The organism is Promicromonospora sp. NPDC057138 (assembly GCF_042670845.1).
GTDB lineage: Bacteria > Actinomycetota > Actinomycetes > Actinomycetales > Cellulomonadaceae > Promicromonospora.
The window spans coordinates 39,189-62,264 of the sequence record NZ_JBHUUX010000022.1 but is presented as its reverse complement, the minus strand read 5'-3'; the positions used below and the strand labels follow the sequence as shown (position 1 = coordinate 62,264).

At 73.4% G+C, this 23,076-nt stretch carries 15 protein-coding genes; 3 read left to right on the top strand and 12 right to left on the bottom strand.

Translation table 11 applies throughout. The features are described 5' to 3' along the window. The first annotated feature begins 95 nt into the window (after positions 1-95). Positions 96-2,294: a prolyl oligopeptidase family protein gene (locus ACFT2C_RS14290; protein WP_377207717.1), complete on the top strand. Its 2,199-nt coding sequence runs from the start codon at positions 96-98 to the stop codon at positions 2,292-2,294. A gap of 121 nt (positions 2,295-2,415) precedes the next feature. Here ACFT2C_RS14290 and ACFT2C_RS14285 read toward each other — a convergent pair whose 3' ends face one another. The 8 genes from ACFT2C_RS14285 to ACFT2C_RS14250 form a co-directional block, all read right to left on the bottom strand. Further along, entirely contained in the window at positions 2,416-3,450 is a 1,035-nt protein-coding gene (locus ACFT2C_RS14285; protein ID WP_377207716.1) for a hypothetical protein, read from the bottom strand. A gap of 259 nt (positions 3,451-3,709) precedes the next feature. Then, a complete protein-coding gene (locus ACFT2C_RS14280; protein ID WP_377207715.1) occupies positions 3,710-4,747 on the bottom strand; it encodes a hypothetical protein in 1,038 nt (345 codons plus the stop codon). A gap of 38 nt (positions 4,748-4,785) precedes the next feature. Continuing rightward, on the bottom strand, positions 4,786-6,084 hold the full coding sequence (gene mnmA, locus ACFT2C_RS14275) for a tRNA 2-thiouridine(34) synthase MnmA (RefSeq protein WP_377207714.1): 1,299 nt from the start codon (positions 6,082-6,084) through the stop codon (positions 4,786-4,788). After that, positions 6,081-7,322: a cysteine desulfurase family protein gene (locus ACFT2C_RS14270; RefSeq protein WP_377207729.1), complete on the bottom strand. Its 1,242-nt coding sequence runs from the start codon at positions 7,320-7,322 to the stop codon at positions 6,081-6,083. The genes mnmA and ACFT2C_RS14270 overlap by 4 nt, the downstream gene beginning before the upstream one ends. A gap of 243 nt (positions 7,323-7,565) precedes the next feature. Next, a complete protein-coding gene (locus ACFT2C_RS14265; RefSeq protein WP_377207713.1) occupies positions 7,566-9,734 on the bottom strand; it encodes a PhoX family protein in 2,169 nt (722 codons plus the stop codon). Positions 9,735-9,861: 127 nt separating this feature from the next. After that, positions 9,862-10,947 carry a ThiF family adenylyltransferase gene (locus ACFT2C_RS14260; RefSeq protein ID WP_377207712.1) on the bottom strand — a complete coding sequence of 362 codons (1,086 nt, stop codon included), beginning with the start codon at positions 10,945-10,947 and terminating at the stop codon, positions 9,862-9,864. Between the two features lie 5 nt (positions 10,948-10,952). Continuing rightward, on the bottom strand, positions 10,953-11,930 hold the full coding sequence (locus ACFT2C_RS14255; RefSeq protein ID WP_377207711.1) for an electron transfer flavoprotein subunit alpha/FixB family protein: 978 nt from the start codon (positions 11,928-11,930) through the stop codon (positions 10,953-10,955). Positions 11,931-11,938: 8 nt separating this feature from the next. After that, positions 11,939-12,751: an electron transfer flavoprotein subunit beta/FixA family protein gene (locus ACFT2C_RS14250; RefSeq protein WP_377207710.1), complete on the bottom strand. Its 813-nt coding sequence runs from the start codon at positions 12,749-12,751 to the stop codon at positions 11,939-11,941. 73 nt (positions 12,752-12,824) lie between these two features. On the opposite strand from ACFT2C_RS14250, the gene glgX reads away from it, so the two are divergent. Both glgX and ACFT2C_RS14240 read left to right on the top strand, forming a co-directional pair. After that, positions 12,825-15,173 carry a glycogen debranching protein GlgX gene (glgX, locus tag ACFT2C_RS14245; protein WP_377207709.1) on the top strand — a complete coding sequence of 783 codons (2,349 nt, stop codon included), beginning with the start codon at positions 12,825-12,827 and terminating at the stop codon, positions 15,171-15,173. Between the two features lie 91 nt (positions 15,174-15,264). Continuing rightward, entirely contained in the window at positions 15,265-16,980 is a 1,716-nt protein-coding gene (locus ACFT2C_RS14240; RefSeq protein ID WP_377207708.1) for an FAD-binding dehydrogenase, read from the top strand. A 91-nt stretch (positions 16,981-17,071) separates the two neighbouring features. Here the strand turns inward: ACFT2C_RS14240 and ACFT2C_RS14235 are convergent, their stop codons facing one another. Genes ACFT2C_RS14235 through ACFT2C_RS14220 form a run of 4 tightly spaced genes read right to left on the bottom strand, consistent with a single transcriptional unit; the run spans position 17,072 to position 22,929 of the window. Beyond that, the gene (locus ACFT2C_RS14235) at positions 17,072-18,139 is read right to left on the bottom strand and encodes a prephenate dehydrogenase (RefSeq protein WP_377207707.1); all 1,068 of its coding nucleotides are present in this window, start codon (positions 18,137-18,139) and stop codon (positions 17,072-17,074) included. After that, positions 18,136-19,140: a prephenate dehydratase gene (locus ACFT2C_RS14230; protein ID WP_377207706.1), complete on the bottom strand. Its 1,005-nt coding sequence runs from the start codon at positions 19,138-19,140 to the stop codon at positions 18,136-18,138. Before ACFT2C_RS14230 ends, ACFT2C_RS14235 begins: the two co-directional genes overlap by 4 nt. Further along, positions 19,137-19,976, bottom strand: coding sequence for a hypothetical protein (locus ACFT2C_RS14225; protein ID WP_377207705.1), 840 nt, complete (start codon positions 19,974-19,976; stop codon positions 19,137-19,139). Before ACFT2C_RS14225 ends, ACFT2C_RS14230 begins: the two co-directional genes overlap by 4 nt. A gap of 34 nt (positions 19,977-20,010) precedes the next feature. Further along, the gene (locus ACFT2C_RS14220) at positions 20,011-22,929 is read right to left on the bottom strand and encodes a VanW family protein (protein ID WP_377207704.1); all 2,919 of its coding nucleotides are present in this window, start codon (positions 22,927-22,929) and stop codon (positions 20,011-20,013) included. Positions 22,930-23,076: the final 147 nt, after the last annotated feature.

The following is a 23,076-nucleotide window of genomic DNA, read 5'->3' as shown; positions in this document are numbered from 1 at the left end:
CCACAATACGGCTAAAACCGGGCGGGCGCGATGCGGGGGCGTGGCACAGGTCCGACGGCGGACGCAGCGACATCCGGCCGCGTAGGGTGCTCCTCATGAGCGCCGAGCACACCCAGACCGCCCCCCGAACCGCTCTCCCGGCCACCCCTCTCGACCCCACGGCGCCCGACCCGTTCGCGTGGCTCGAGGACGTCGAGGGCGCCACCGCCCTGGACTGGGTGCGCGAGCGCAACGCGCACAGCGCGGCCGCCCTCGGCGGCTCAGCCTTCGCGGAGACCGAGCGGGCGGTGCGCGAGGTCCTCGACTCGGACGACAAGATCCCGCACGTCTCGAAGGTCGGCGAGCACTACTACAACTTCTGGCAGGACGCCGAGCACCAGCGCGGCCTGTGGCGCCGCACCACTCTCGACTCCTACCGGACCGACGACCCCGACTGGGAGACGGTCCTCGATCTGGACGCCCTCGCGGCGCAGGAGGGCGAGAGCTGGGTCTGGCACGGCGCGAGCGTCCTGCGCCCGACGCCGGAGCAGCTCGCGGCGGGCGAGCCCCGGCGGCACGCGCTGGTCGACCTCTCCCCCGGCGGCTCCGACTCCGACGTCACGCGCGAGTTCGACCTGGTCACCAAGCAGTTCGTGCCTCAGAGCGAGAACGGGTTCGTCCGCGCGCAGGCCAAGGGCGGGCTGTCCTGGGTCGACGCCGACACCGTCTACGTGTACACGGACTTCGGCGCAGACACCCTGACGCCGTCGGGCTACCCGCGGCAGGTCAAGCGGTGGCGCCGCGGAACGCCCCTGGCCGAGGCGACCCTCGTCTACGAGGGCACCGAGCAGGACATGTACATCAGCGCGTCCCGCTCGCACACCCCGGGCTTCGAGCGCGACCTGGTGCACCGCGCGCTGCGGTTCTACGCCAACGAGACCTACCTGGCCACGGGCGTGGGCACGCCCGGCCAGACCCTCACGAAGATCGACGTGCCCGACTCGGCGAACGTCGGCCTGCACCGCGAGTGGATGCTGGTGCGGCTGCGCGACGACTGGACCCTCGGCGAGGTGACCTACCGCGCCGGCTCCCTCCTCGCCGCCGGGTTCGACGACTTCATGGCCGGGTCGCGCGACCTGGCCGTCCTCTTCGAGCCGACGCCGACGACGTCGCTCGCCGGGACCACCTGGACGCGGAACCACCTGGTGCTCAACGTGCTCGACGACGTGAAGAACCTGCTGCACGTGCTGACGCCGCCGTCTCCGGTGGTCGAGCTTGTCGAGACCGGGGTCTCGACAAGCTCGACCAGCGAAGGGGCGTGGGTCCGCTCCGAGCTGCCCGTGGGCGGCGAGCTGCTCACGGTCGGCGTCGGCGCGGTGGACGTCGTCGACTCCGACGACGTCTGGGTGGTCACCACCGGGTACCTGACGCCGTCGACGCTGGCGCGCACCGCCGTCGGGCCGCGGGAGCAGGAGGCCGCGCCCGAGGTGCTCAAGTCCGCGCCCTCCTACTTCGAGGCGGCCGGGCTGGAGGTCCGCCAGCAGTTCACGGAGTCGGACGACGGCACGCGCGTCCCGTACTTCGTCGTCGGCCGGTCGGAGCTCGTCTCCGGGGAGGCCGGACCGGCGCCGACCCTGCTGTGGGGCTACGGCGGGTTCGAGCACGCGATCCTGCCCGGGTACTCGGGCACGGTGGGCCGTGCGTGGCTGGAGCGCGGCGGGGTGTACGCCGTGGCGAACATCCGCGGCGGTGGCGAGTACGGGCCGGCCTGGCACCAGGCGGCGCTCAAGGAGCACCGGCACCGGGCCTACGAGGACTTCGCGGCCGTCGCGCGCGACCTCGTCGCCCGGGGCATCACCGTGCCCGGGCAGCTCGGCATGGAGGGCCGCTCGAACGGCGGGCTGCTCGCCGGCAACATGCTCACGCAGTACCCGGACCTGTTCGGGGCGATCATCGTCGGCGTCCCGCTGCTGGACATGAAGCGGTACTCGCACCTGCTGGCCGGCGCCTCGTGGATGGCGGAGTACGGCGACCCCGACACCGACGAGTGGGAGTTCCTGCAGAAGTTCTCGCCGTACCACCTGTTCGACGCCACCCGGGACTACCCGCCGGTGCTGTTCACGACGTCGACCAAGGACGACCGCGTGCACCCCGGCCACGCCCGCAAGATGGCGGCGCTCATGCTGGCCGCGGGCAAGGACGTGACGTACTACGAGAACATCGAGGGCGGCCACGGCGGCGCGGCGGACAACGCCCAGGCGGCGTACATGGCGGCCACCCACTGGACGTTCCTCTGGAACCGCCTGTCGGCCTGACACCCATCCGCGAAGTAGAGCGTGTGTCCGGACGCACGCTCTACTTCGTGGTCCTCGTCCGACAGGCGCTCTACTTCGGCGTCGTCTCGTTGGCGAAGTAGAGCGAGTGTCCGGGCGGGGCTCAGCCGGAGCGGCGCATGTGTGCGAGACCCAACAGGAACGCGTCGTAGACCAGGGCGTCGAGTCTCGCCGGATCTTCGACGTCCGACCACTTCACCTCGAAGATCAGCCAGCCGGCCTCTTCGAGGGCGCGCACTCGGCGAGCCCGTTCCCGCTGGGCCGACTCCGGGTCGCCATAGGCGCCGCCGGAGTATTTGATCGCCCCGTCGAACTCGAAGCCGACCTTGAGATCTGGCCATCCGACGTCGACCCAGTATGTCCCGATCCGAGTCTTGACCGGAATCTGAAGAGACGGATTCACGTCCCTCGCGCGATGCATGGCCGAGCGGACCAACGACTCCCCGGGCGAGCCCGAACGCGGATCTGCCTTGCGCAACGTCTCCCGTGCTTGTGCGACGCCGCGCTTTCCGACGGACTCCGCGACGATGCGCTGGACGAGGGCGGTGCTGGCGCCACGCCGAAAGGCCGAGTCAGCGGCGACGAGCGCGCTGTCAGGCTCCAGGGTCCTGATCGAGTCCACCAAGCTCCGCTCTAACGTCGTGACCGGGATTCCACCCAGGGTGCACCGGTCGCGGTCAGGCAGCTTTGTCCAGTGCCGGACAACGTCCGTCTCGTTCTCATGGTCGATGTTCGGGTTGCTGAGATGGGTCACGTGGACCGCCGTGCCACTCCGGAACGTCCAACAGCCGTGCATGAGCAAGGCAGTCTGATGGCTGACCCAGAAGGACGAGCGTGAGCGCTCGACCACGGCTCGCACGGTGCGCAGCGTCGAGAGCTCCGATACTTCGTGAGGTCGTAGCCCGTCATCGAGCGGCGCCATGAGCACGCCCGGCCTGATCCGCTCGAGGTCACCGGCCTGCACGCGCGCGGCAAGGCGCCGTCGGTCCTGGCTGGAGTACGCGATCCGTGCCGGAACCTCCGGAACGGTCGCGCGATCTGCGGAGTACATCCGGGACGTGACCAGCGACCGGTCCGCGGCGGATCGCTGGAGGCTAGCAATTCGTTGCAGGTTCTCTGCGTACTCGGCTCGTCTCACCAAGGGAGCATGCGTGACGGGGGCCGGGCAAAACCGGGCTGTGGAAAACGTGCGATCTGTGGTCGCGCTCCAAGCCCTGGAACGACTGTGATCGAACCTCAGGCCGGTTTCCGTCGACGGGACCGCGACACCGGAGGCCGACAGGGTGCCTCCCGGACACCGGCTCTACTTCGCGAACACATCGGCGCCGAGGTAGAGCGTGTGTCCGCCACTGCGAATCGCAGGTGGCGGACACACGCTCTACTTCGACGGACGGCGGTTACGCCTCGGCCTTCTCCGCGAGGGACTCCGCCACGCGGCCGAGGTTGGCCAGCTCCGCGCGGTGCTCGTCGAGCGAGCCGAGCGACCTGCGGGGCGCCGCCAGCAGCGTCACCTCCGCGAGCTGCGCGGCCGGCAGGCCGATCCGCCGCCACGGCACGCCGACCAGATCGGCGAGCTGCCCGAGCGCCGGCCCCGCGCACTGCGAGATCTGCGCGGGCGGCAGGCCCGCCCACAGCCCGACGCCGCGCTCCACTGCGCGGGCGATCAGCTCCCAGGCCTGCTCGTTCCAGCCACCCGGGCCGACGTCGGCCAGGTCGAGCCCCAGCGTGTCCGCACCGGCGAGCACAACCGGCGGCACTCCTACCCACGTGCCCCCGAGGTGCACCACGGACCGCGCGCCCGCGTCCCGCACCGCCGCGAGGACCGGCTCCAGCCCGCCGACGATCTCGGGCCCAGCGACCGACCGCAGCCGGGAGAACCCGGAGAAGGTCGGCAGCACGCCGGCGTGCACCTGGCCGAGCAGCGGCTCCGCGAGCTGCACGGTCACCTCCGCGCCGGGCACCTGGGTCACGATGTCCGACACCAGCGTGCGCACGCTGTCGGCGAGCGCGAGGGCCAGGTCGGCGCGGGCTCCGACGTCGGCCAGGACGCGGTCGCCCCGGGCCGACCAGAGCTGGGCCGCGAGCGTCCACGGCCCGAGCAGCTCGACGGCGATCGGGCCCACGTGTCCGTGCGCCGCCACGGCTAGCGCGCCGAGATCCTCGCGCCAGAACGCCTCGGCCCGCCGGGCGTCGGCGCCTGGCCGCTCGGTGAGCTTCCAGCCGTGCGGGCCCAGCTCGACGGGCATCTCGGCCAGGAGCACCGCCGTCCGCCCGAGGGCGTCGGCACCGGCACCACGCTCCGGCAGCTGCGTCAGGAACGGCACACCGTCGACGCCAGTCGGCAGCTCCGCGAGCTCGCCCAGAGCCAGCTGCTGCACCTCGAGCACGTCGCGCTCGCCACCGGGCCATGGCCCGTGCCCGCTCACAGCAGTCATCGGCTCTCCTTGTTCACGTTTCGGCGTACGCCGCAGCTCTACCGCGCCGCGGGGGCCCGCCAGGCTCGGCAGACCGTCGCCTGGCCCAGCACGCGCGTGCCGCGGTACACCACCACCGACTGCCCCGGCGCGACACCGCGCAAGGGCGCCCCGGTCAGCTCGATCTCCATCGCGGGAGCGGACGGGTCCGTCCACTCCACGGCCGACGCCGGTCGCGCACCTTCCGGTACGCCGTCACCATACGCGTCCCCGGCCCGTGCAACTGACCGCACCCGCGCCGGGACGGGCGCCCCGTGCGCGCGGACCTGCACCTCGGCGTCGAACCACCCGTCGGCGTCGGGGACGACGTCGGCGGGGGGCTCGACCTCTTCGGCTCGCGGGGACGGGGTCCCGACAGGCTCGACCAGCGGGGCAGGCCCGGCCGCCGGGAGCACACCGTCGAACCACAGGGCCTTCTCCCCCGCGATCCGGTCCACGCTGAGCAGCTCCGCGGACCCCACCACCACGGTGTTCGTCGCGGGCTGGACGTCGACCACGTACCGGGCCTTGCCGTCGGCGGCCGGGCGCCCGAGCGCGAGCCCGCGCCGCTGGCCCACCGTGAACGCGTAGGCGCCGTCGTGCTCGCCGACCACCTCGCCGGAGACGTCCACCACCTCGCCGGGGCGCGAGCCCAGGCGGGACTGCAGGAAGCCGCGGGTGTCGCCGTCCGCCACGAAGCAGATGTCGTAGGAGTCGGGCTTCGCGGAGACCGACAGCCCACGACGCGCGGCCTCGGCACGCACCTCGTCCTTGGACGCGAAGCCGCCCAGCGGGAACATCGCGCGCGCCAGCCGCTCGGGGCCGGCGACGGCCAGCACGTACGACTGGTCCTTGGCGTCGTTCGGCGAGCGGTGCAGCTCGCGCACGGTCCGCCGGCCGCCGTCGGGCAGCGTGGCCTCGCGGGTCTCGATCCGCGCGTAGTGACCCGTCGCGACGGCATCGAACCCGAGGGCCGTCGCCTTGTCGAGCAGGGCCTCGAACTTGATGTGCTCGTTGCAGCGCACGCACGGGTTGGGGGTGCGGCCTGCCTCGTACTCCGACAGGAAGTCGGCCACCACGGTGTCCTCGAACTTCTCGGACAGGTCCCACACGTAGTACGGGATGCCGAGCATGTCGGCCGCGCGGCGGGCGTCGCCGGCGTCCTCGATGGAGCAGCAGCCGCGCGATCCTGTGCGGAACTGGTCGCGGTTGCGGGACAGCGCCATGTGCACGCCGACGACGTCGTGCCCCGCCTCGACGGCGAGCGACGCTGCGACCGCGGAGTCGACGCCGCCGGACATGGCCGCGAGCACCCTCATGACATGCCTCCGATCGCGCGTCCGGACACCAGGCCCGCGGCCTGCGCCCGCGCCACGACCTGCGGCAGGGCTCCGACGAGCCGGTCGACGTCGGACTCGGTGGACGTCGCGCCGAGCGTGAACCGCAGCGCGCCGCGGGCCTCGGTCTCCGGGACCCCCATCGCGAGCAGCACGTGCGACGGCTGCGGCACGCCCGCCTGGCACGCCGACCCGGTGGACGCCTGCACCCCGGCCGAGTCCAGCAGGTACAGGAGGGAGTCGCCCTCCGCGCCGGGGAAGGTGAAGTGGGCGTTGCCCGCCAGCCGGTCGCCGGACGCCGGGTCGGCGCCGCGCAGCACGGCGTCCGGCGCGGCGGCACGCACCCGGGCGATGAGGTCGTCGCGCAGGGCTGCCAGGCGGGCCCTGCGCTGCGGCAGGCAGTCGACGGCGTGCAGCGCGGCGACGCCGAACGCGGCGATCGAGGCGACGTCGAGCGTGCCGGACCGGACGCCGCGCTCCTGCCCGCCGCCGTGCAGCACGGCGTCGAGCGCGAGGTCGCGCTTGGCGAGGAGGGCGCCGACGCCGACCGGGCCGCCGAACTTGTGCCCGGTCACGGTCATGGCGTCCACGCCGGACTCCGTGAAGTCGACCTCCGTCTGACCCACGGCCTGCACGGCGTCGGTGTGCACGGGGATGCCGTACGGGCGCGCGGCGCGCACGACGTCGCGGACCGGCTGGACCGTGCCCACCTCGTTGTTGGCCCACATGACGCTGATCAGCGCCGTCTCGTCAGCGTGGGCGGCCAGCTCGGCGCGCAGGGCGTCGAGGTCGATCCGGCCGTCGCCGTCGACGGGCAGGAGGACGATGTCGGCGCCGGCGTGGCCGGCCAGCCAGAACGCCGGGTCGAGCACGGCGTGGTGCTCGACGGCGGAGACGAGGATCCGGGTGCGGCGGGTGTCCTGCGCCCGGCGCCCCCAGAAGATGCCCTTGATCGCCAGGTTGTCCGCCTCGGTACCGCCCGAGGTGAAGATGACCTCGCTGGGTCGCGCGCCGAGCGAGCCGGCGAGCGTCTCGCGCGCCTCCTCGACGGCCCGTCGCGCCGTCCGGCCCGCGGAGTGCAGCGACGACGCGTTGCCGGTGCGCTGCGCCTCGGCCACGAACGCCGCGAGCGCCGCGGCCGACATGGGCGTGGTCGCGGCGTGGTCGAGGTACGCGCCGTCCGGCTCGCGCGGCGGCTCGCCGTGCGCGCCGCTCACCATCAGGGGTGCGCGCGCGGCGTCGGGGGGCGGGTTGGTCACGGTCATCAAGTCTACGAACGCCGGGAGACCCGAATCGCATCCCGAGGTGTGACGCTGTGCGGACACACGCTCTATCTCGCACACCCCGCAACGCCGAGGTAGAGCGTGTGTCCGGACGCACGCTCTACTTCGGCGAGAGGACGAGCGTGAGGTAGAGCGGGCGTCCGGACGCATGCTCTACCTCACGGTCAGCGGTAGGTCAGGTCAGCGCTTGCGGTAGACCTGCACCGTCGTCGGGCGCGGGCCGCGGAAGTCGCCGGCCTCCGGGGTGACGCCCTCGGCGACGTAGTCCGGGAAGTACGACTGCGGGGCGGCGAACGTGCCGTCCTCGCCCGGGTGCTGGACGTTCACGTAGACCATGCCGTCGCGGGAGTCGACGAGCGGGCCGCAGGTCTCGGCGCCGGCCGGCACCGAGAGGAACTGCTGCACGTGCCCGCGCTGCGAGCCGGCGACCGGCACCTTGAACAGTCCGTCGCACTTCACGATGGAGCTGGAGCTCGGCTGGCCGTCGGTCGAGATCCAGAGGTTGCCCTCGGCGTCGAACGCGAGGTTGTCCGGGCAGGAGATCGGCGAGACCTGCTCCTTCGGGTAGCCCGAGAAGTACGTGCCCTCGACGGCGGGGTCGCCGCAGACGAGCAGCAGGTTCCACGTGAAGCTGGTGGAGGTCTGGTCGCCCGACGGGATGAGCTCGACGATGTGCCCGTCGCGGTTGCCGTTGACGGTAGCGCCGCTCACGACCTTGTGGTCGCGCGGGTTGGGCTCCGTGGCGCCCTCCTTGGTGTTGCCCGGGGTGCGGCTCGAGTTGTTGGTGCACGCGATGTAGATGCGGCCGTTGACCGGGTTGATGTCGACGTCCTCCGGGCGGTCCATCTTGGTGGCGCCGACCTTGTCCGCGGCGAGGCGCGTGTAGACCAGCACCTCCTCGGCGGACATGCCGGGCACCTTGCTGGCGCCGCCGACCACCAGGGGCAGCCACTCGCCGGTGCCGTCGAAGGCGCCGTCGGACGGGACCGCGCCCGAGCCGTCGATCTCGGCCGCGGGCGAGTCGCCCGTGAACTTGGCGACGAACAGGTCGCCCTCGGAGAGCAGCGTCTTGTTGTGGGCGCGGGCCCACCCGGAGTCGCCCTTGACCACCCGGTTCTTGGACACGAACTTGTAGACGTAGTCGAACGCCTGGTCGTCGCCCATGTACGCGACGGCGTGGCCGCTGCGGGACACGGTGAGGTTTGCACCCTCGTGCTTGAACCGGCCCATGGCGGTGTGCTTCACGGGCGGCGCGGACGGGTCGTGCGGGTCGATCTCGACGATCCAGCCGAAGCGGTTGGCCTCGTTCTCGTAGCCGGCTCCGCCACCGAAACGGGGGTCGTCGGCCTCCCAGCCGTAGCTGGTGGTCGCGCCGATGCCGTAGCGGGCGTCGGCGGTCGGGTTCGCTCCGGCGGCCTTGAAGTAGCCGTTGAAGTTCTCCTCGCCCGACACGACGGTGCCCCACGGCGTGGTGCCGCCCGAGCAGTTGTTCATGGTGCCGCGCACCCGAGTGCCGGTCGGGTCCGCGACAGTCTTGAGCAGGTCGGAGCCGGCCACCGGGCCGTCGACGACGAACTCCGTGTCAAGGTGGACGCGGCGGTTGAAAGGGCTGATCCGCTGGTAGGTCCACGGCTTGCCCGGGGCCGGGCGCCGGACCTCGACGACCGACATGCCGTGCGCGGCGCGCTCGATGGCGCGGGCGTAGGCGTTCTTGGTGGTGGTGACGACGCCGGCGGCGTCGGTCTCCCAGTACTTGGCCGTCGGCGGGAACATGATCGCCGCGTTCGTGTACTCCTGGTTCGAGACGAGCAGGCCGCGGGTGCCGCGGCGCTCATCGCCGAGGTCGAACGGCAGGATGTCGAGGTAGTCACAGTTGTAGCCGAACTGCTTGGCCTGCTGCTCCGGCGACTGGTTGTTCGGGTCGAACGTGCGGGCGCCAGGGAGGATCGGGTCGCCCCAGCGGATGATCGGGCTCCAGGTGTAGCCCTCGGGCACCACCAGCGCGTCGACGTCGACGGGCTGCGGGTCGATGGCGCCGAAGGCCAGGCCGCTGCCGCCTCCGTAGCCGGGGAAGCGCCCCTCGGGCAGGGTCGCGGCGGCGGCCGACGGCGCGCCGACGCCCTGCGCACCGATCACCACGGCACCGGCGGCGACCGCCAGCGTGCCGAGCATCGCGCGGCGCGACAGCACCGAGCTCACGACGTCCTTGAAGTACTCGTTGGCGCTCTCGTTCGGAGCGGGGTGTAGGCACGCGTCGTTGCACTTGAGGCGGCACGTGACGGGGCTGCGCTTGCCGCGCGCGTGCGTCTGCACCGTCAGCAGCGTGCGGTGTTCAGGGGCGATCGTCATCGGAGGTTCTCCGGTCCGAGCTGGGGGGTAGGTCGTCGTCAACCTAGGAGCAGGCGGTGTCTCGGCCGCGAAAGGTCCGGTACGTCCAGATGAACGTGACCTGTCCAGCAGGTGGGCCGGCCGGTCTTCACCCGAGGATCGCGCGGCTCGTGACGTCGTGCCACCCCTCGGCGCGGAGCAGCTGCTCGGCGCCGCGCGACCGCAGACCCCGCTCGCACACCACGACCACCGGCTCGTCGACCGGGTGGTCCAGGAGCTCCGGCGGGAAGTTCCCGGCCGCCAGGTCCTCCAGCCGCGCGAACACCGCACCGGGCACGGCCCCCGGCCGCAGGCCGACGTCGAGCACCAGCACGCCGGGGACCGCCGCGGGATCCGCGGCGGCCGGGGCCGGCGCGAGCGCCGTCCCCTCCACGATCTCCGCGGCCTGAACGGCCTCGGCGGTCAGGACGGCGGCGGGGTCCGACGTCGCCGGGGCCAGCTCGATCGTGTCCCACCCGGAGGTGCGCGCGTCGTAGGCGAGCAGCCGCCCCAGCGCCGGGTCGCCCGTGCCGGTCAGGACCTTGACGGCCTCGACCGCCATCGTCGAGCCCACGACGCCGCACGCCGGGCTGAGCACGCCGACCGTCGCGCAGGACTCGCCCTCGGGCGGCTGCGGGCCGAACACGTCCGGGTAGGTGATCCCGCGTCCCTCAGGCGCGGCCGACCAGAAGACGCTCACCTGGCCGTCCCAGCCGAGCACCGTGCCCCAGACGACGGGCAGGCCGAGGCTCGCGGCGGCGTCGGACACGGCGTAGCGCGTCTCGAACGTGTCCGAGCCGTCCACCACCAGGTGGTAGCCGCCGAGGATCACCTCGGCGTTGTCGCGGGTCAGCCGCTCGCTGTGCGCGATCACCTCGACGTCGGGCGCCAGCCCGCGCAGCACGTCGGCCGCCGACGCCGTCTTGGCGCGCCCGACCTCGGCCACGGAGTGCAGCACCTGGCGCTGCAGGTTGGACGCCTCGACGACGTCGTCGTCGATGATGCCGAGCGTGCCGACGCCGGCCGCCGCGAGGTACTGCAGCACCGGCGAACCCAGGCCGCCCGCGCCCACGACCACCACACGCGACGCGGCGAGGCGCTCCTGCGCCGCCAGGCCGAACCCGTCGAGCAGGAGATGCCGCGCGGCCCGGCGCCGCTCGGCGGGGCCGAGCACCGGCACCTCCCGGTCGTGCATCGTGCTCAGCTCCTGCGCTTGCGGATCTCTGCCGCGGCCTGCGGGAGGACGTCGGCGAGCTGCCCCACGACCGCGAAGTCGCAGATCTCGAAGATCGGCGCCTCCGGGTCGCTGTTCACCGCGACGATCACCTGAGAGGCCTGCATGCCGCCGCGGTGGTGCGGCGCGCCCGAGATGCCCGCTCCGATGTAGACGCGCGGGGCCACGGTGACGCCGGTCTGCCCCACGTAGGTGTCCCACCAGCCCTCGAACGCCGCGTCGCGGGAGGCTCCGACGGCCGCGCCCAGCGCGTCCGCGAGCTCTTCCACGGGGCCGAAGTCGCCGTCGGTGCCGCGTCCGCCGGCCACGACTATCGCCGCCTGGTCGAGCGGCGGCCGGCCGCTGGTGTCGGCCTTGACCTCGCGGGAGAGGAGCGTCACCGCGGACGGCGCCACCTCCACGGCGAAGCCCTCGGTCACGGGATCGACGGCGGCCTCGGCGGGCTGCGCGACCGCGGAGTTGGCCCGGACGGTCACGACCGCGACGTCGGTGGTCACCGCGCACTCCGTGTCCCATGAGCCCGCGAAGACCCGCTTGCCTGCCACGATCCGGCCGTCCAGGTCGCGCAGGGACGCCGCGTCGATGACGAGCCCGGCCCCGAGCTCGTGGGCCGCGAGCGCCGCGGCCTCCTTCGCGGCGAACGACGTGGGCAGCAGCACGACGTCGGCGTCGGTGAGGCGCACGGCGGCGGCCAGCCCGGCCGCGACGACGGCGGGCAGGTGCCGCTCGTCGCCGGTCACGCAGGTGCCGTCGCGGGCGGGCTCGGCCTGGTGCACGGTCTCGACGCCGTACGCGCCGAGCTGCGCGAGCACCTCGACCGTGGGTGCCTCCAGGGCGACGGCCTCGACCCGGCCGAGGCCGCGCGCGATGGTGAGCAGCTCGAGCACGCTGGTGCGGACCTCGGTGGCGGGGTCGAGCAGGACCAGGACTGTGCGGTTGGTCATCGTCTCTCTCAAACCAGGTCGTTGCGGATGAGGAAGTCGGCCAGCGCCACGCCGCCCTCGCCCTTGTCGGTGACGATCTCGGGCTCGGCGCGCTCCGGGCGCGGGGCCGCCGACAGCGTCTCGGTGCGTGCCCCGGCGGTGCCGGCGACGGCGGTGTCGAGCCCGAGGTCGGCCGGGGACCACACCTCGATCTCCTTGGTGCGGGCCGCCATGATGAGCTTGAAGCCGGGGAAGCGCGGCTGGTTGGCGCCGTCCGTCACGGACAGGACGGCGGGCAGCGGGCCGGAGATCCGCTCGGTGACGTCGTCGATCTCGCGGGTGATGGTGAGTACGCCGCCCTCGAGCTCGACCTTCTTGGCGAGGTTCAGGGTGGGCAGCCCGAGCTCGGCGCCGAGCAGCGTCGGGACCACGGAGCCGAGGCCGTCGAGGGCGGCCATGCCGGTCACCACGAGGTCCACCGGGGACTCCTCGCCGAGCTTGCGGACGGCCGCGGCGAGCACCGCGGCGGTGCCGAAGTAGTCGGAGCCGGCCAGGGCGTCGTCGGACACGCGGATGCCGCGGTGGACGCCGAGCTGGAACGCCTTGCGGAGGGCGACGTCGCCGTCGGGCGCGGCCATCGTGACGACGATGACCTCGCCGTCGTCCGGCCCGATCCGACCCGCCTCACGCTCGGCCTCGACGAGCCGCAGGGCGGCCTCGATGGCGTTCTCGTCCAGCTCGTTGAGGGTGCCCTCGCCGGCGTCGCGCACTACCCGGTTGTCCTGGAACCCACGCTCGGTGTTGATGTCCGGGACGTACTTGGCGGTGACGACTATGCGCATGGGGTAAACGGTACGACGTCGCGCGGCGTGGCACGGATCTCGTCCACGGCGCCGTCTCTGCGACGATTGTCCCATGGTGCAGTCACGACGAGCAGAACCGCAGCGGGCGCCGGGCGACCCCGTACCCCGGCCGGTGGTCCGCCCGCTGATCCGGCCGACAGCCCGCCGCAGCCACGTCCCGCCCCTGGGTGTGTACGTCACGCCCGACGGCGGGATCGACGCCGCCGTCCTCGCATCGCACGCGACCGCCGTCGACCTGTGCCTGATCGACGTCACGGACCCGTCCCTGGACGAGCACGACCCGGACCGGTACACCGAGCGGCGGGTCGAGATGGTGGGCCCCGTGTACGGCGTCTGGCACACGCACGTCCCCGACATCGGTCCCGGTCAGCGCTACGGCTTCCGGGTGTACGGGCCCTGGGACCCGCGCGCGGGGCTGCGCCACAACCCGACCAAGCTGCTGATCGACCCGTACGCCCGCGGGTTCGCGGGCCGGCTGAGGTACGGGCCGGAGGTCGTGGGCTCGGTGTCCACCCGGCGGGATGAGGGGCCGGGTCCGGGCTGGTGGCTGGGCCACCGCTACGGCCCGCCGAGCGAGACCGACTCGCTGGCGTACGTGCCGCACTCCGTCGTCGTCGGACCGCTGCCGCCGCCAGCTCCCCTGTCGCGGCCGCGCGTGCCCTGGGCCGACACCGTGATCTACGAGGCGCACGTGCGCGGCCTGACGATGCTCCGCGAGGACATCCCCGCCGAGCTGCGCGGCACGTACGCGGGGGCGGCGCACCCGGCCGTCATCGAGCACCTGTTGAGCCTGGGCGTGACCACGCTCGAGCTGCTGCCGATCCACAAGAACCTGGCCGAGGCGCGGCTGGCCGCCTACGGCCTGCCGAACTACTGGGGCTACAACACGCTCGGGTTCTTCGCGCCGAACGCCGCCTACGCGACGCGCGCCGCCCAGGAGGAGGGCGCCGAGGCGGTGCTCGACGAGGTGCGCGGCATGGTGCACCTGCTGCACGAGGCGGGCATCGAGGTGCTGCTGGACGTCGTCTACAACCACACCTGCGAGGGCGGGGACGACGGGCTGCACCTGGCCTGGCGCGGCCTCGACAACCCGGTCTACTACCTGCACGACGGCGCCTCGCCGGCCGCTCTCGCGGACGTCACGGGCACCGGCAACTCGCTGGACTTCCGGCGCCCGCGTGTGATCCAGATGGCTCTGGACTCGCTGCGGTACTGGGCCGAGACCGTCGGCGTGGACGGTTACCGCTTCGACCTCGCGGTCACCCTGGGCCGCGGCAACGCCGGCTTCGACCCGGACCACCCGTTCCTCGTGGCCCTGCAGACCGACCCGGTGCTGTCGGGCCTCAAGCTCGTGGCGGAGCCCTGGGACGTGGGGCCGGGCGGCTGGCAGACCGGGTCGTTCCCGGCGCCCATGGCGGAGTGGAACGACCGGTTCCGCGACGCCGTGCGCGGCTTCTGGCTGGACGCGCCCAAGCAGGGCGCGCGCGGGGACCAGATGCTCGGCCTGCGCGACCTCGCCACGCGGCTGGCCGGGAGCGCCGACCTGTTCGGCCCGGGCGACCCGCCGCTGGTGCGCGGGCCGGTGGCGTCGGTCAACTACGTGACGGCGCACGACGGCTTCACCCTGGCCGACCTGGTGGCCTACGACTACAAGCACAACGAGGCCAACGGCGAGGACAACCGGGACGGGTCGGACAACAACCTGTCGTGGAACCACGGGATCGAGGGCCACACCCCGTCGGGCGACGACGCCACGACGGAGCCGTGGCAGGCGATAGTGCCGCCGCGCCGCAGGTCGCAGCGCAACCTGCTCGGCACGCTGCTGCTCGCGGCCGGAACGCCCATGCTCACGGCGGGCGACGAGTTCGGCCGCACCCAGGGCGGCAACAACAACGCGTACGTCCAGGACAACGAGGTCTCCTGGCTGCGCTGGGCGACGGACGAAGCCTCCACCGACCTCTTGGAGACCACCAGGTACCTGCTCCGGCTGCGGCGGGAGCACCCCGCGCTGCGGGCCGACTCGTTCTACCTGGGCATGCCCAGGCCGCGGGAGTCGGACCCGGACTTGCTCTGGTTCGATCGGACGGGCGCCCCGATGGAGCCCGCCACCTGGAACGATCCGGGCCGCCGCGTGCTGCAGATGCTGCGGCCCGGGCCGGCGCCGGGAGACGCCGACGTGCTGCTGGTCATCAACGGCGGCCTGAGCGACGCCGAGGTGATCCTGGCGCCACGCGCCGAGCCGGGTGACCGGCCGGACGGCGGGCCGGGCGACCTGCCGTGGGAGCTGGTCTGGGACTCCACCTGGGACTTCCCCGCGGTCCCCGAGGACGAGGCGGGGCCGCGGACCTCCGGGAAGCTGGACGCGCTCAGTCTTCAGGTGCTCATATCGCCGGGCGTGTGACCGGTCCCGGGCCGGGGCGATCACGCACTTCACCCCGGATCCGGATCGCCGAATTGCGGCGCGCGAGGTATGCCCTGGTTACAGTTCGCACATGACTGACTCAGTCCACAACAACGACGTTGCCGCGGTGGTCGACACCGACGTCATTGTCATCGGCGCCGGGCTGTCCGGGCTCGTCACCGCCACCGAGCTGACGGCGGCGGGCAAGCGGGTGGTCCTGCTCGACCAGGAGCCGGCCGCGTCGCTCGGCGGGCAGGCCTGGTGGTCGTTCGGCGGGCTGTTCCTCGTGGACTCCCCCGAGCAGCGCCGCCTGAAGGTCAAGGACTCGTTCGACCTCGCCTTCGCCGACTGGCTCGGCTCCGCCCAGTTCGCGCCCGGCGCCGAGCACGGCGAGGGTCCCGACCGCTTCGGGTACCGCTGGGCCAAGGCGTTTGTCGAGTTCGCGGCGGGTGACATGCGGTCGTGGATGCACGCCAAGGGCGTGCGCTGGTTCCCGCTCGTGCAGTGGGCGGAGCGGGGCGGCTACCCGACCGGGGGGCACGGGAACTCGGTGCCCCGGTTCCACGTCACGTGGGGCACGGGCCCGGCGGTCGTCGAGCCGTTCGTCGCCGCAGCGCACGAGGCGAACCGGGCCGGGCTCCTCGACCTGCGCTTCCGGCACAGGGTCACGTCCCTGGTCACCACGGACGGCCGGGTCACCGGGGTCCGCGTGGAGATCCTGGCGGACGACGCCGCGGGCCGCGGCGAGCCCTCCAACCGCACGGTGACCGGCGAGGTCGAGCTGTCCGCGCGCGCCGTCGTCGTCGCGAGCGGCGGCATCGGCGCGAACCACGACCTGGCCCGCGCCCACTGGTCCGCGGACGCCGGGCGCCTGCCTGCTCGGATGCTGTCGGGCGTGCCCGACTCGACGGACGGGCTCATGCTCGGAGTCGCCGCGGAGTCAGGCGCCGCCCTGGTGCACGAGGACCGCATGTGGCACTACCCCGAGGGCATCGCCAACCACTCGCCCGTGTGGTCCAAGCACGGCATCCGGATCCTGCCCGGCCCGTCGTCGCTCTGGCTCGACGCCGACGGCGGCCGCCTGCCCGGCCCGCTGTTCCCCGGCTTCGACGCACTCGGCGCGCTGCAGCACGTGACCAGCCGCGGCGACGACCACTCCTGGTTCGTGCTGAACAAGACCATCATGGAGAAGGAGTTCGCGCTGTCGGGCTCCGAGCAGAACCCCGACCTGACCGGCAAGTCCGTGCCGCTGCTCCTGGACCGCGTGCGCGGGCGGTCGGTGCCGGTCCGGACCTTCGCGGAGCAGTCGGACGAGTTCCTCTGGGCCGACACCCCTGCCGAGCTCGCCGCGAAGATGAACGCCCTCACCGACGCCACGCCCGGGTCTTCGGGGCACGTCGACGGCGAGGCTCTCGCGGCCCTGATGACCGCCCGCGACGCGCAGGTCGCTACCGGGCTGGGCAAGGACCCGCAGGTCGTGGCGACGTCGGCCGCCCGGCACTTCATCGTGGACAAGGCCATCCGCGTGTCCCCGCCGCGCTCGCTGAGCGACCCGAAGGACGGGCCGCTGCTCGCCGTCCGCCTGTCGGTGCTGACGCGCAAGACGCTCGGCGGCATCTGGTGCGACGAGACGGGCCGCGCCCTGAACCCCGCGGGCGAGGTGCTGGAGGGCCTGTGGGCCGTGGGCGAGGCAGCCGGCTTCGGCGGCGGCGGGGTGCACGGCCACCGCGCGCTGGAGGGCACTTTCCTGGGCGGCTGCCTCTTCACGGGCCGGACGACGGGGCGGGCTCTGGCGAAGGCGCTGTAGGTCCCAGCCGACCGCCGGGCATGACGAAGGCGGCTGGGCTGTACGTGGGCACTGCCTGCCGCCTTCGCTCACAGGCTATCGCGGCGGGGCATCAGCGTGGCGACTGCAGCTCCACGCCGCGTTCGTCGAACCCGATCACCACGGCGCCCGCCGCGCAGCGGGTGACCAGCTCCGTCGGCCAGTCGCCCGTCAGCGGCACCACCTCGATGTCCGATCCGACGTCGGCCCCGCTCCCGTCGCCCGGGCGCAGGCCCGTCACGCGGGTGCCGCCGGAGCGGCCGATCCGCTCGCGCACCGGGTCGGGGCGGTCGAAGAACCAGTGCGTCGGCGCGTTCGAGTCCAGCTCGTCCGCGAGCCGCTCCAGGTCCCGGGCCGCGAGCCGCAGCACGGGCGCCACCCAGGCGGCGTTCTCGGTCACCATCGCCTCGGTGCGGCGCGGGTCGGTCAGGCCCACTCGCGTCCCGTCGCGGAACGAGCCGGCGGCCAGCCCCAGCGCGAGGTCCCGCACCGGCGCGCCCGCGACGACCCCCAGCAGCTGGGTGGCCAGCACGTGCGGCACGTGCGACACGAGGGCCACGGCCTCGTCGTGCAGCTTGTCGGTGAGCACGGCCGCCGTCCCGCCCAGCGGGCCCGTGACCAGGCGCAGCACCCGCTCGAGACGGTCCGGGTCGGTCCCCGCGACGCCGGCCTCCGCGTCGCCCGGCCGGCAGGTCACCGCCCACGGGATGCCCTGCATCAGCTCCGCCGACGACGACTCGAACCCGCTCCGCTCCGTCCCGGACATCGGGTGCGCCCCCACGTAGCGGTCGCCCAGCCCGGCGTCGGCGACCGCCTCGCGCACGGGTGCCTTGACCGAGCCGACGTCGGTCACCGTCGGGTCCCAGCCCGGCTCCCCGGCCAGGGCCTCGGCGAGCTCCGCCGCGACGGCCCGCATGGCCCGCAGCGGCGCGGCGAGCACCACGATCTCGGGTCGGTGCAGCGCGAGCCCGGCGACGTCGTCCACCACCGAGAGGCCCGCCGCCCGGGCCTCCTCGGCCGACGACGGGTCGGTGGCCACCACCGGCAGGCCCGCCGCCTGCAGGGCGCGCGCCAGGGAGCCGCCGATCAGGCCGAGGCCCACGATGCCCACCGGCCCGCCGTGGGGGCCGAAGCCGCTCACCAGAGCAGCCCTCGGTCGCGCTCCTGGCCGGAGTCCTTCGCCGACACGGAGCCGACCGGCACGTGGTCCGGGTCGAGCACGCCGTCGAGGGCCCGGAATCCCGCGCCGGCCGGGAACAGGCCGAGCGTCTTGAGCGAGTCGCCCGCGGCGAGCAGGTCGCTCAGCACCTCGCGCGCGCCCTGGTCCCAGGGCGCCTCGTCGAACGTCACCACGAACACGTACTTGCTCTCCTGGGCCTTGAGCGGCCGGGTGATCAGGCTCGACATGTTCACGCCCCGGTCGCCGAACGCGGCGGTGATCCGCGCCAGCACGCCCGGCCCGGTCACGGACGGGGTGATCGCGAGCATCGTCTTCCAGGCCGCCGCCCCGGCTGCGCGCGACCGCGCCAGGTGCGCCTCGGCATCGCCCCGCCTGGTCAGGACGAGGAACCGGGTGCGGCCGCCGCGGAAGTCCTCCACGGCCTTCGCGTACGCCTGAAGCCCGTACAGCTCGCCGCAGATCGTGGGGCCCAGCGCGATCGTCCCGGGCCCGGCATCACGGCACGCGGCCGCGTTGGACGACGCCGGGGCGGTCGCCAGCCCGGTGCTCATGACGAACCCGGCGCACTGCGCCAGGCCGTGCGGGTGCGCGGACACCTCGGTCAGCTCGCCGTGCCCGGGGCGCACGAACGCGTCGAACGACACGTCGAGCGCGACCTCGTCCACGGCGACGACGTCCGCACTGGACAGCAGCGCGTCCAGCGACGGCACCACGTAGCCCTCGACGGAGGACTCGATGGCGACCACGCCGACGTCGGTGTCGCCGGCCGCCACGACGTCGTGCACGTCCTTGACGGTGTCCAGCGGCTCGGCGGTCACCTCGTCGTCGGCGTCCCCGGCGGCGTCAGCGTCCCCCGCACCCGCGTGCCGGCGCGCCCACTCCAGCGCCGCCTGGTGCGTGAACGTGCCCTCCGGCCCCAGGTACGCGGCCCGCACGCCACGCCCCGCGCCGGGCGCGGTCATGCCCATCGCGGTGTCAGGGCGTCGGGACCCGGCACGAACGCCTCGCCGGACAGCACGGCGAGCGTGCGGTGCTCGACGCCCCGGTGGGTGAGTGCGTCGACCAGGTTGCGCAGCGTGTCCGACGTCGGGCAGGAGAACGACGTGAAGAACACGTGCGGCCCGGCCGACGACGGCTGGCTGCGCAGGTGGTCCAGGTCGAGCCCGGCGTCCGCGATGACCGCGAGGGTCGGCTGGAGGGAGCCGAGGTGCTCGTCGGCGGGGCCGAACGCGAGCCACACCTGCGCGGGCTTGCGGAACGCCGGCCAGTCGGCGCGGGACTCCAGGAGCCCGTACCAGACCGGGCCGCCCTCGGCGAGGGCCGCGCTGTCGGGGAGCTCCACGAACCCCGCAGGGACGCGAGACCGCTCGATCACGAGCGACCCACCCTCGCCCGCCAGAGCGATGCGCTCCTCGATGGTCGCGCGCGTGGGCACCAGGCGGGGGCTCGCGCCCAGGCCGCGCAGCACGCTCGCGCAGTCCCGCATGCCCGCCTCGTCGATCACCACCTGGCCGCCCGTGGCGCCCGCGCCGACCCATACCCACTGGCCCGGCACCGCGACGGCCGCCGTCACGATCAGCGACGACGCACCCTCCAGGAGGGCTCGCTCGAGACCCGGCGCCGGGTGCTCCGGGTGTCCCAGGTGCACCACGGCGGCCAGGGCCTCGATGCTCGCCACCGTGGCGAGCGTCTCCGCCGTGGTGCCGAGGTCGAGCAGCTCGACCGGGTCGTTCCAGCCCGCCATCCGCGCGGCAAGCACCGCGTGCGCGGGAGACTCCCGCTCGCTACGTCCAAGCATGTGCGCAACCTACCGCCGGTTAGCCCTTCGAGCCTTACGGCTTGTCACAGACCACCGGGTTGTCCGGGTTGTAGGAGTGGCTGAACGAGTTCTCCTTGGCCACCTGCCCGTTGTGCAGGACCGTGCGGGAGATGGTGACGGAGAACCCGTCCTCGCCACCGGGGTACGGCTCGCAATCCGGCGATGAGTCGTGGATCGTCGTCTTCGGCACGATGTTCGTCCTGGGGCTGGTGCTCTCCTGCACCGTGTAGTACTTGGTGCTCCAGATGCGGACCGTGAGCTCGCCGCCCGACACGAAGGCCTGCATGACCGCCCCGTACGGGGTGTCGTTGGTGAACTTCATGTCCTTGGCGCCCACGTATATTGTGGCCTCGCGCCCCATGGGGTAGCGCGGGAACCAGTACGAGTGCGCGTGGTGCTCGACGTCGTCGTACCCGGCGAAGAAGCCCGCGTTGAACGAGGTGGTGGCCATCTGCGAGAGCCCGCCACCGACCGCCTCCACGTGCTCGCCGTTCTCGACCACGCCCGCGTCGAAGTACCCGTTCTCGAGCGTGATCGGTGCCAGGGCCTCCAGCAGGGAGAACGTCTCCCCCGGCTTGACGAGGTTTCCGGTGATCATCTCCGCACCGCGCACCAGGTTCTGGGTGCGCACGGGCTCGTTCGTCAGCGGCGTGCTGAACTCGGAGATGACCTCCTTCACGCCCAGCTTCTTCAGCGACTCGACGGTCTCCTTCGGGTCCTGCTCGACCAGCTCGACCGACGTCTCGCGGTTGTCGCTCGTCGCGGCGACGCGCACGGCCTTGGCCGCCTCGCCGGCGTCGAGCGTCGTGCCGGACTTGCCCCCGACGACCGTCGGCCTGCCGCCGACGAACTCGAAGTGCGCGTCGTCCGGGACGTCCAGCAGGTTGGTGGTGCCGTCGACGATGGCCGCGACCGTCGCGTCCTTGTCCACGATGATGGCGAGCTGGTCCTTGCGCTGCTCGAACCGGATCAGCCCGGACAGCACCTCGGGCGTCAGCACCGGCTTCTGGTCGCCGACCGACACGGTGACCGGCGCCGAGACGACCTTCTGCGCCACGGCGAAGCTCTCGTCGGTCTGCTGCTGCGTGATCGTCGGGGCGACCGCCTCGACCGGCAGGTCGAACGGGCCCTTCTCGTTGATCCAGCGCTCCTTGATGATGCGGGCCGTCTCGCTCGCGACGATCCGCGAGCCGTCCTCCGGGTCCGTCTTGACGGCCTGCCCGTCGACGAACCCGACGGTGCCGTCCACAGGGTCCACCGCGAGCGAGTCCTCGAGGCCCGCGACCGCGGAGCTGAACTTCTTGTCGTCGATGTCCAGGACCAGCTCCTCCTCGGAGCCGCCGAACATGTGCGCCCACATCCGCATCGGGCTCAGCGAGAACCCGGTGAGGTCGGCCGCCGTCGCCTCGGCGTCGATGGCGAGGCCGCTCGGCCCCGGCGAGAGCTGGGCCTTGCCCTCACCCGCGGTGAGGGCAATCGGCTCCTTGATCCGCGGCGCGAGCTGCTCCGTCAGGGCGGACGCCGCCTCGGCCTGCGTCAGGCCGCCGACGTCGACGCCGGCCACCGTGGTCTCGCCCGGCACCGTGTCGCTCTGGGTCCACGCCACCAGGGCGTAGATGCCGAACAGCACGACAGCGGCCAGGACCGCGAACAACGCAACCTTGGGACCCCGGCTCGGGGCGCCGTCGCCGGCGAGGCCGTAGAAGCTGCCCTGGCCGGCGGGGGCGGGGCCGCCCGGGGCGCCTGGGCTGCCCGGGTTTTGGGGGCCGCCGCCCGGGAAGCCGGGGCCGGCGGGACCGGCCGTACCGCCTGGCCTGCCAGGGCCGTTCGGTCCAGCGGGGCCCTGCTCGGACGCCGCCAGCGGCGTCGCGTCAGCGCGCACGGGCGACCAGCGCGTGCCGGACAACGGGCGCGACACCCGCTGGATGGCACCGGTCAGCGGCTTGAGGAACGCGTTCTGGCCCGCAGGCGGTGCGGGCACCGTGCCCGGTCCCGGGGACGGCACATCGCCCGGAGGCGGCGGCACGGCGCCCGACTGCGGGATGAGCGAGCGCGGCGGGACGGGCGGGGCTGCCGCAGCGCTCGCCGCTGCAGCCGCACCGGCCGACGCTGCACTGCCGGCCGCAGGTGCCGTGCCTGCCGCTGCTGCTGCCCCTGCTGCCGTGCTTGCGGCGGCTGCGGCGCCTGCTGCCGCGGACTCGTCAGGCTCCGCCTTCGCGGGAGCCGGCTCGTCGGGTGCCGCCGTCCCCGGCTCGGTCTTCGCGGCTGCCGCCGACTCGGGTGCCGCAGACTCCGGTGTTGCCTTCGCGGGAGCCGCCTGCTCCGACGTCGCCGACTGGCGTGCGGGCGCCTCAGGTGCCTGCTCCGACGTCGCCGCCTCGGGCTCGCCCTTCGCCGACGGCGCCGACGCCGCGTCCGAGGCGGTCGTCGACGCAGCGGGCGCCGCGTCCGCCGTCTCGTCGGGGGTGTTGCTCGGGTCTGTCACGTCTGGTGCCTGTTCCGCCGTCGAGGGGGCCGGCGCAGTGCCCGGCGTGGTCGTGTCCTGCGGCCGCGTGCCTTGGCTCCCGGTGCTGCTCAACCCGGCCGCCGACTTGGGCGGGCGATCGAACGCGAACACCCGCGGGGTGTAGCCGCTCCTGGGCCGCGTCGCGGCCTTGGTCGTCGGCGTGGCGAGCTTCTCCACGACGGTCTGCAGCACAGCTACCTGGTCTGGGGCGTCCGCGGCAGGCGCAGTGTCCGCGGCGGGCGCGGCAGGCGCGCTCGGGTTCGCCGCCGGCGTCGGGCGCTCGGGGATGCTCGGGGTGTCGGCGGATGCCGCGGCGTCCGCTCCCGTGCCCCTGGGGGCGCTCTCGGGCGCGGACGGCGGCCCTGCGGGCGGCACGACGGGCGGGCGCAGGGCCTTCGGGGCCTCGGACTGCTCCGGAGGGGTCACGGGCTGGACTTTCTCTGGGGATCGGGGGGCCGGCTGAGCGGTTGGACGACCGGCCGGTACTGCGGGCTGTGCGTCCCCCGCGCCCGTCGGTCGGGCCGGGGGTCTCGCCACTTGTCGCGGCACGCTGCCGGGGCGCGTCTGGGACAG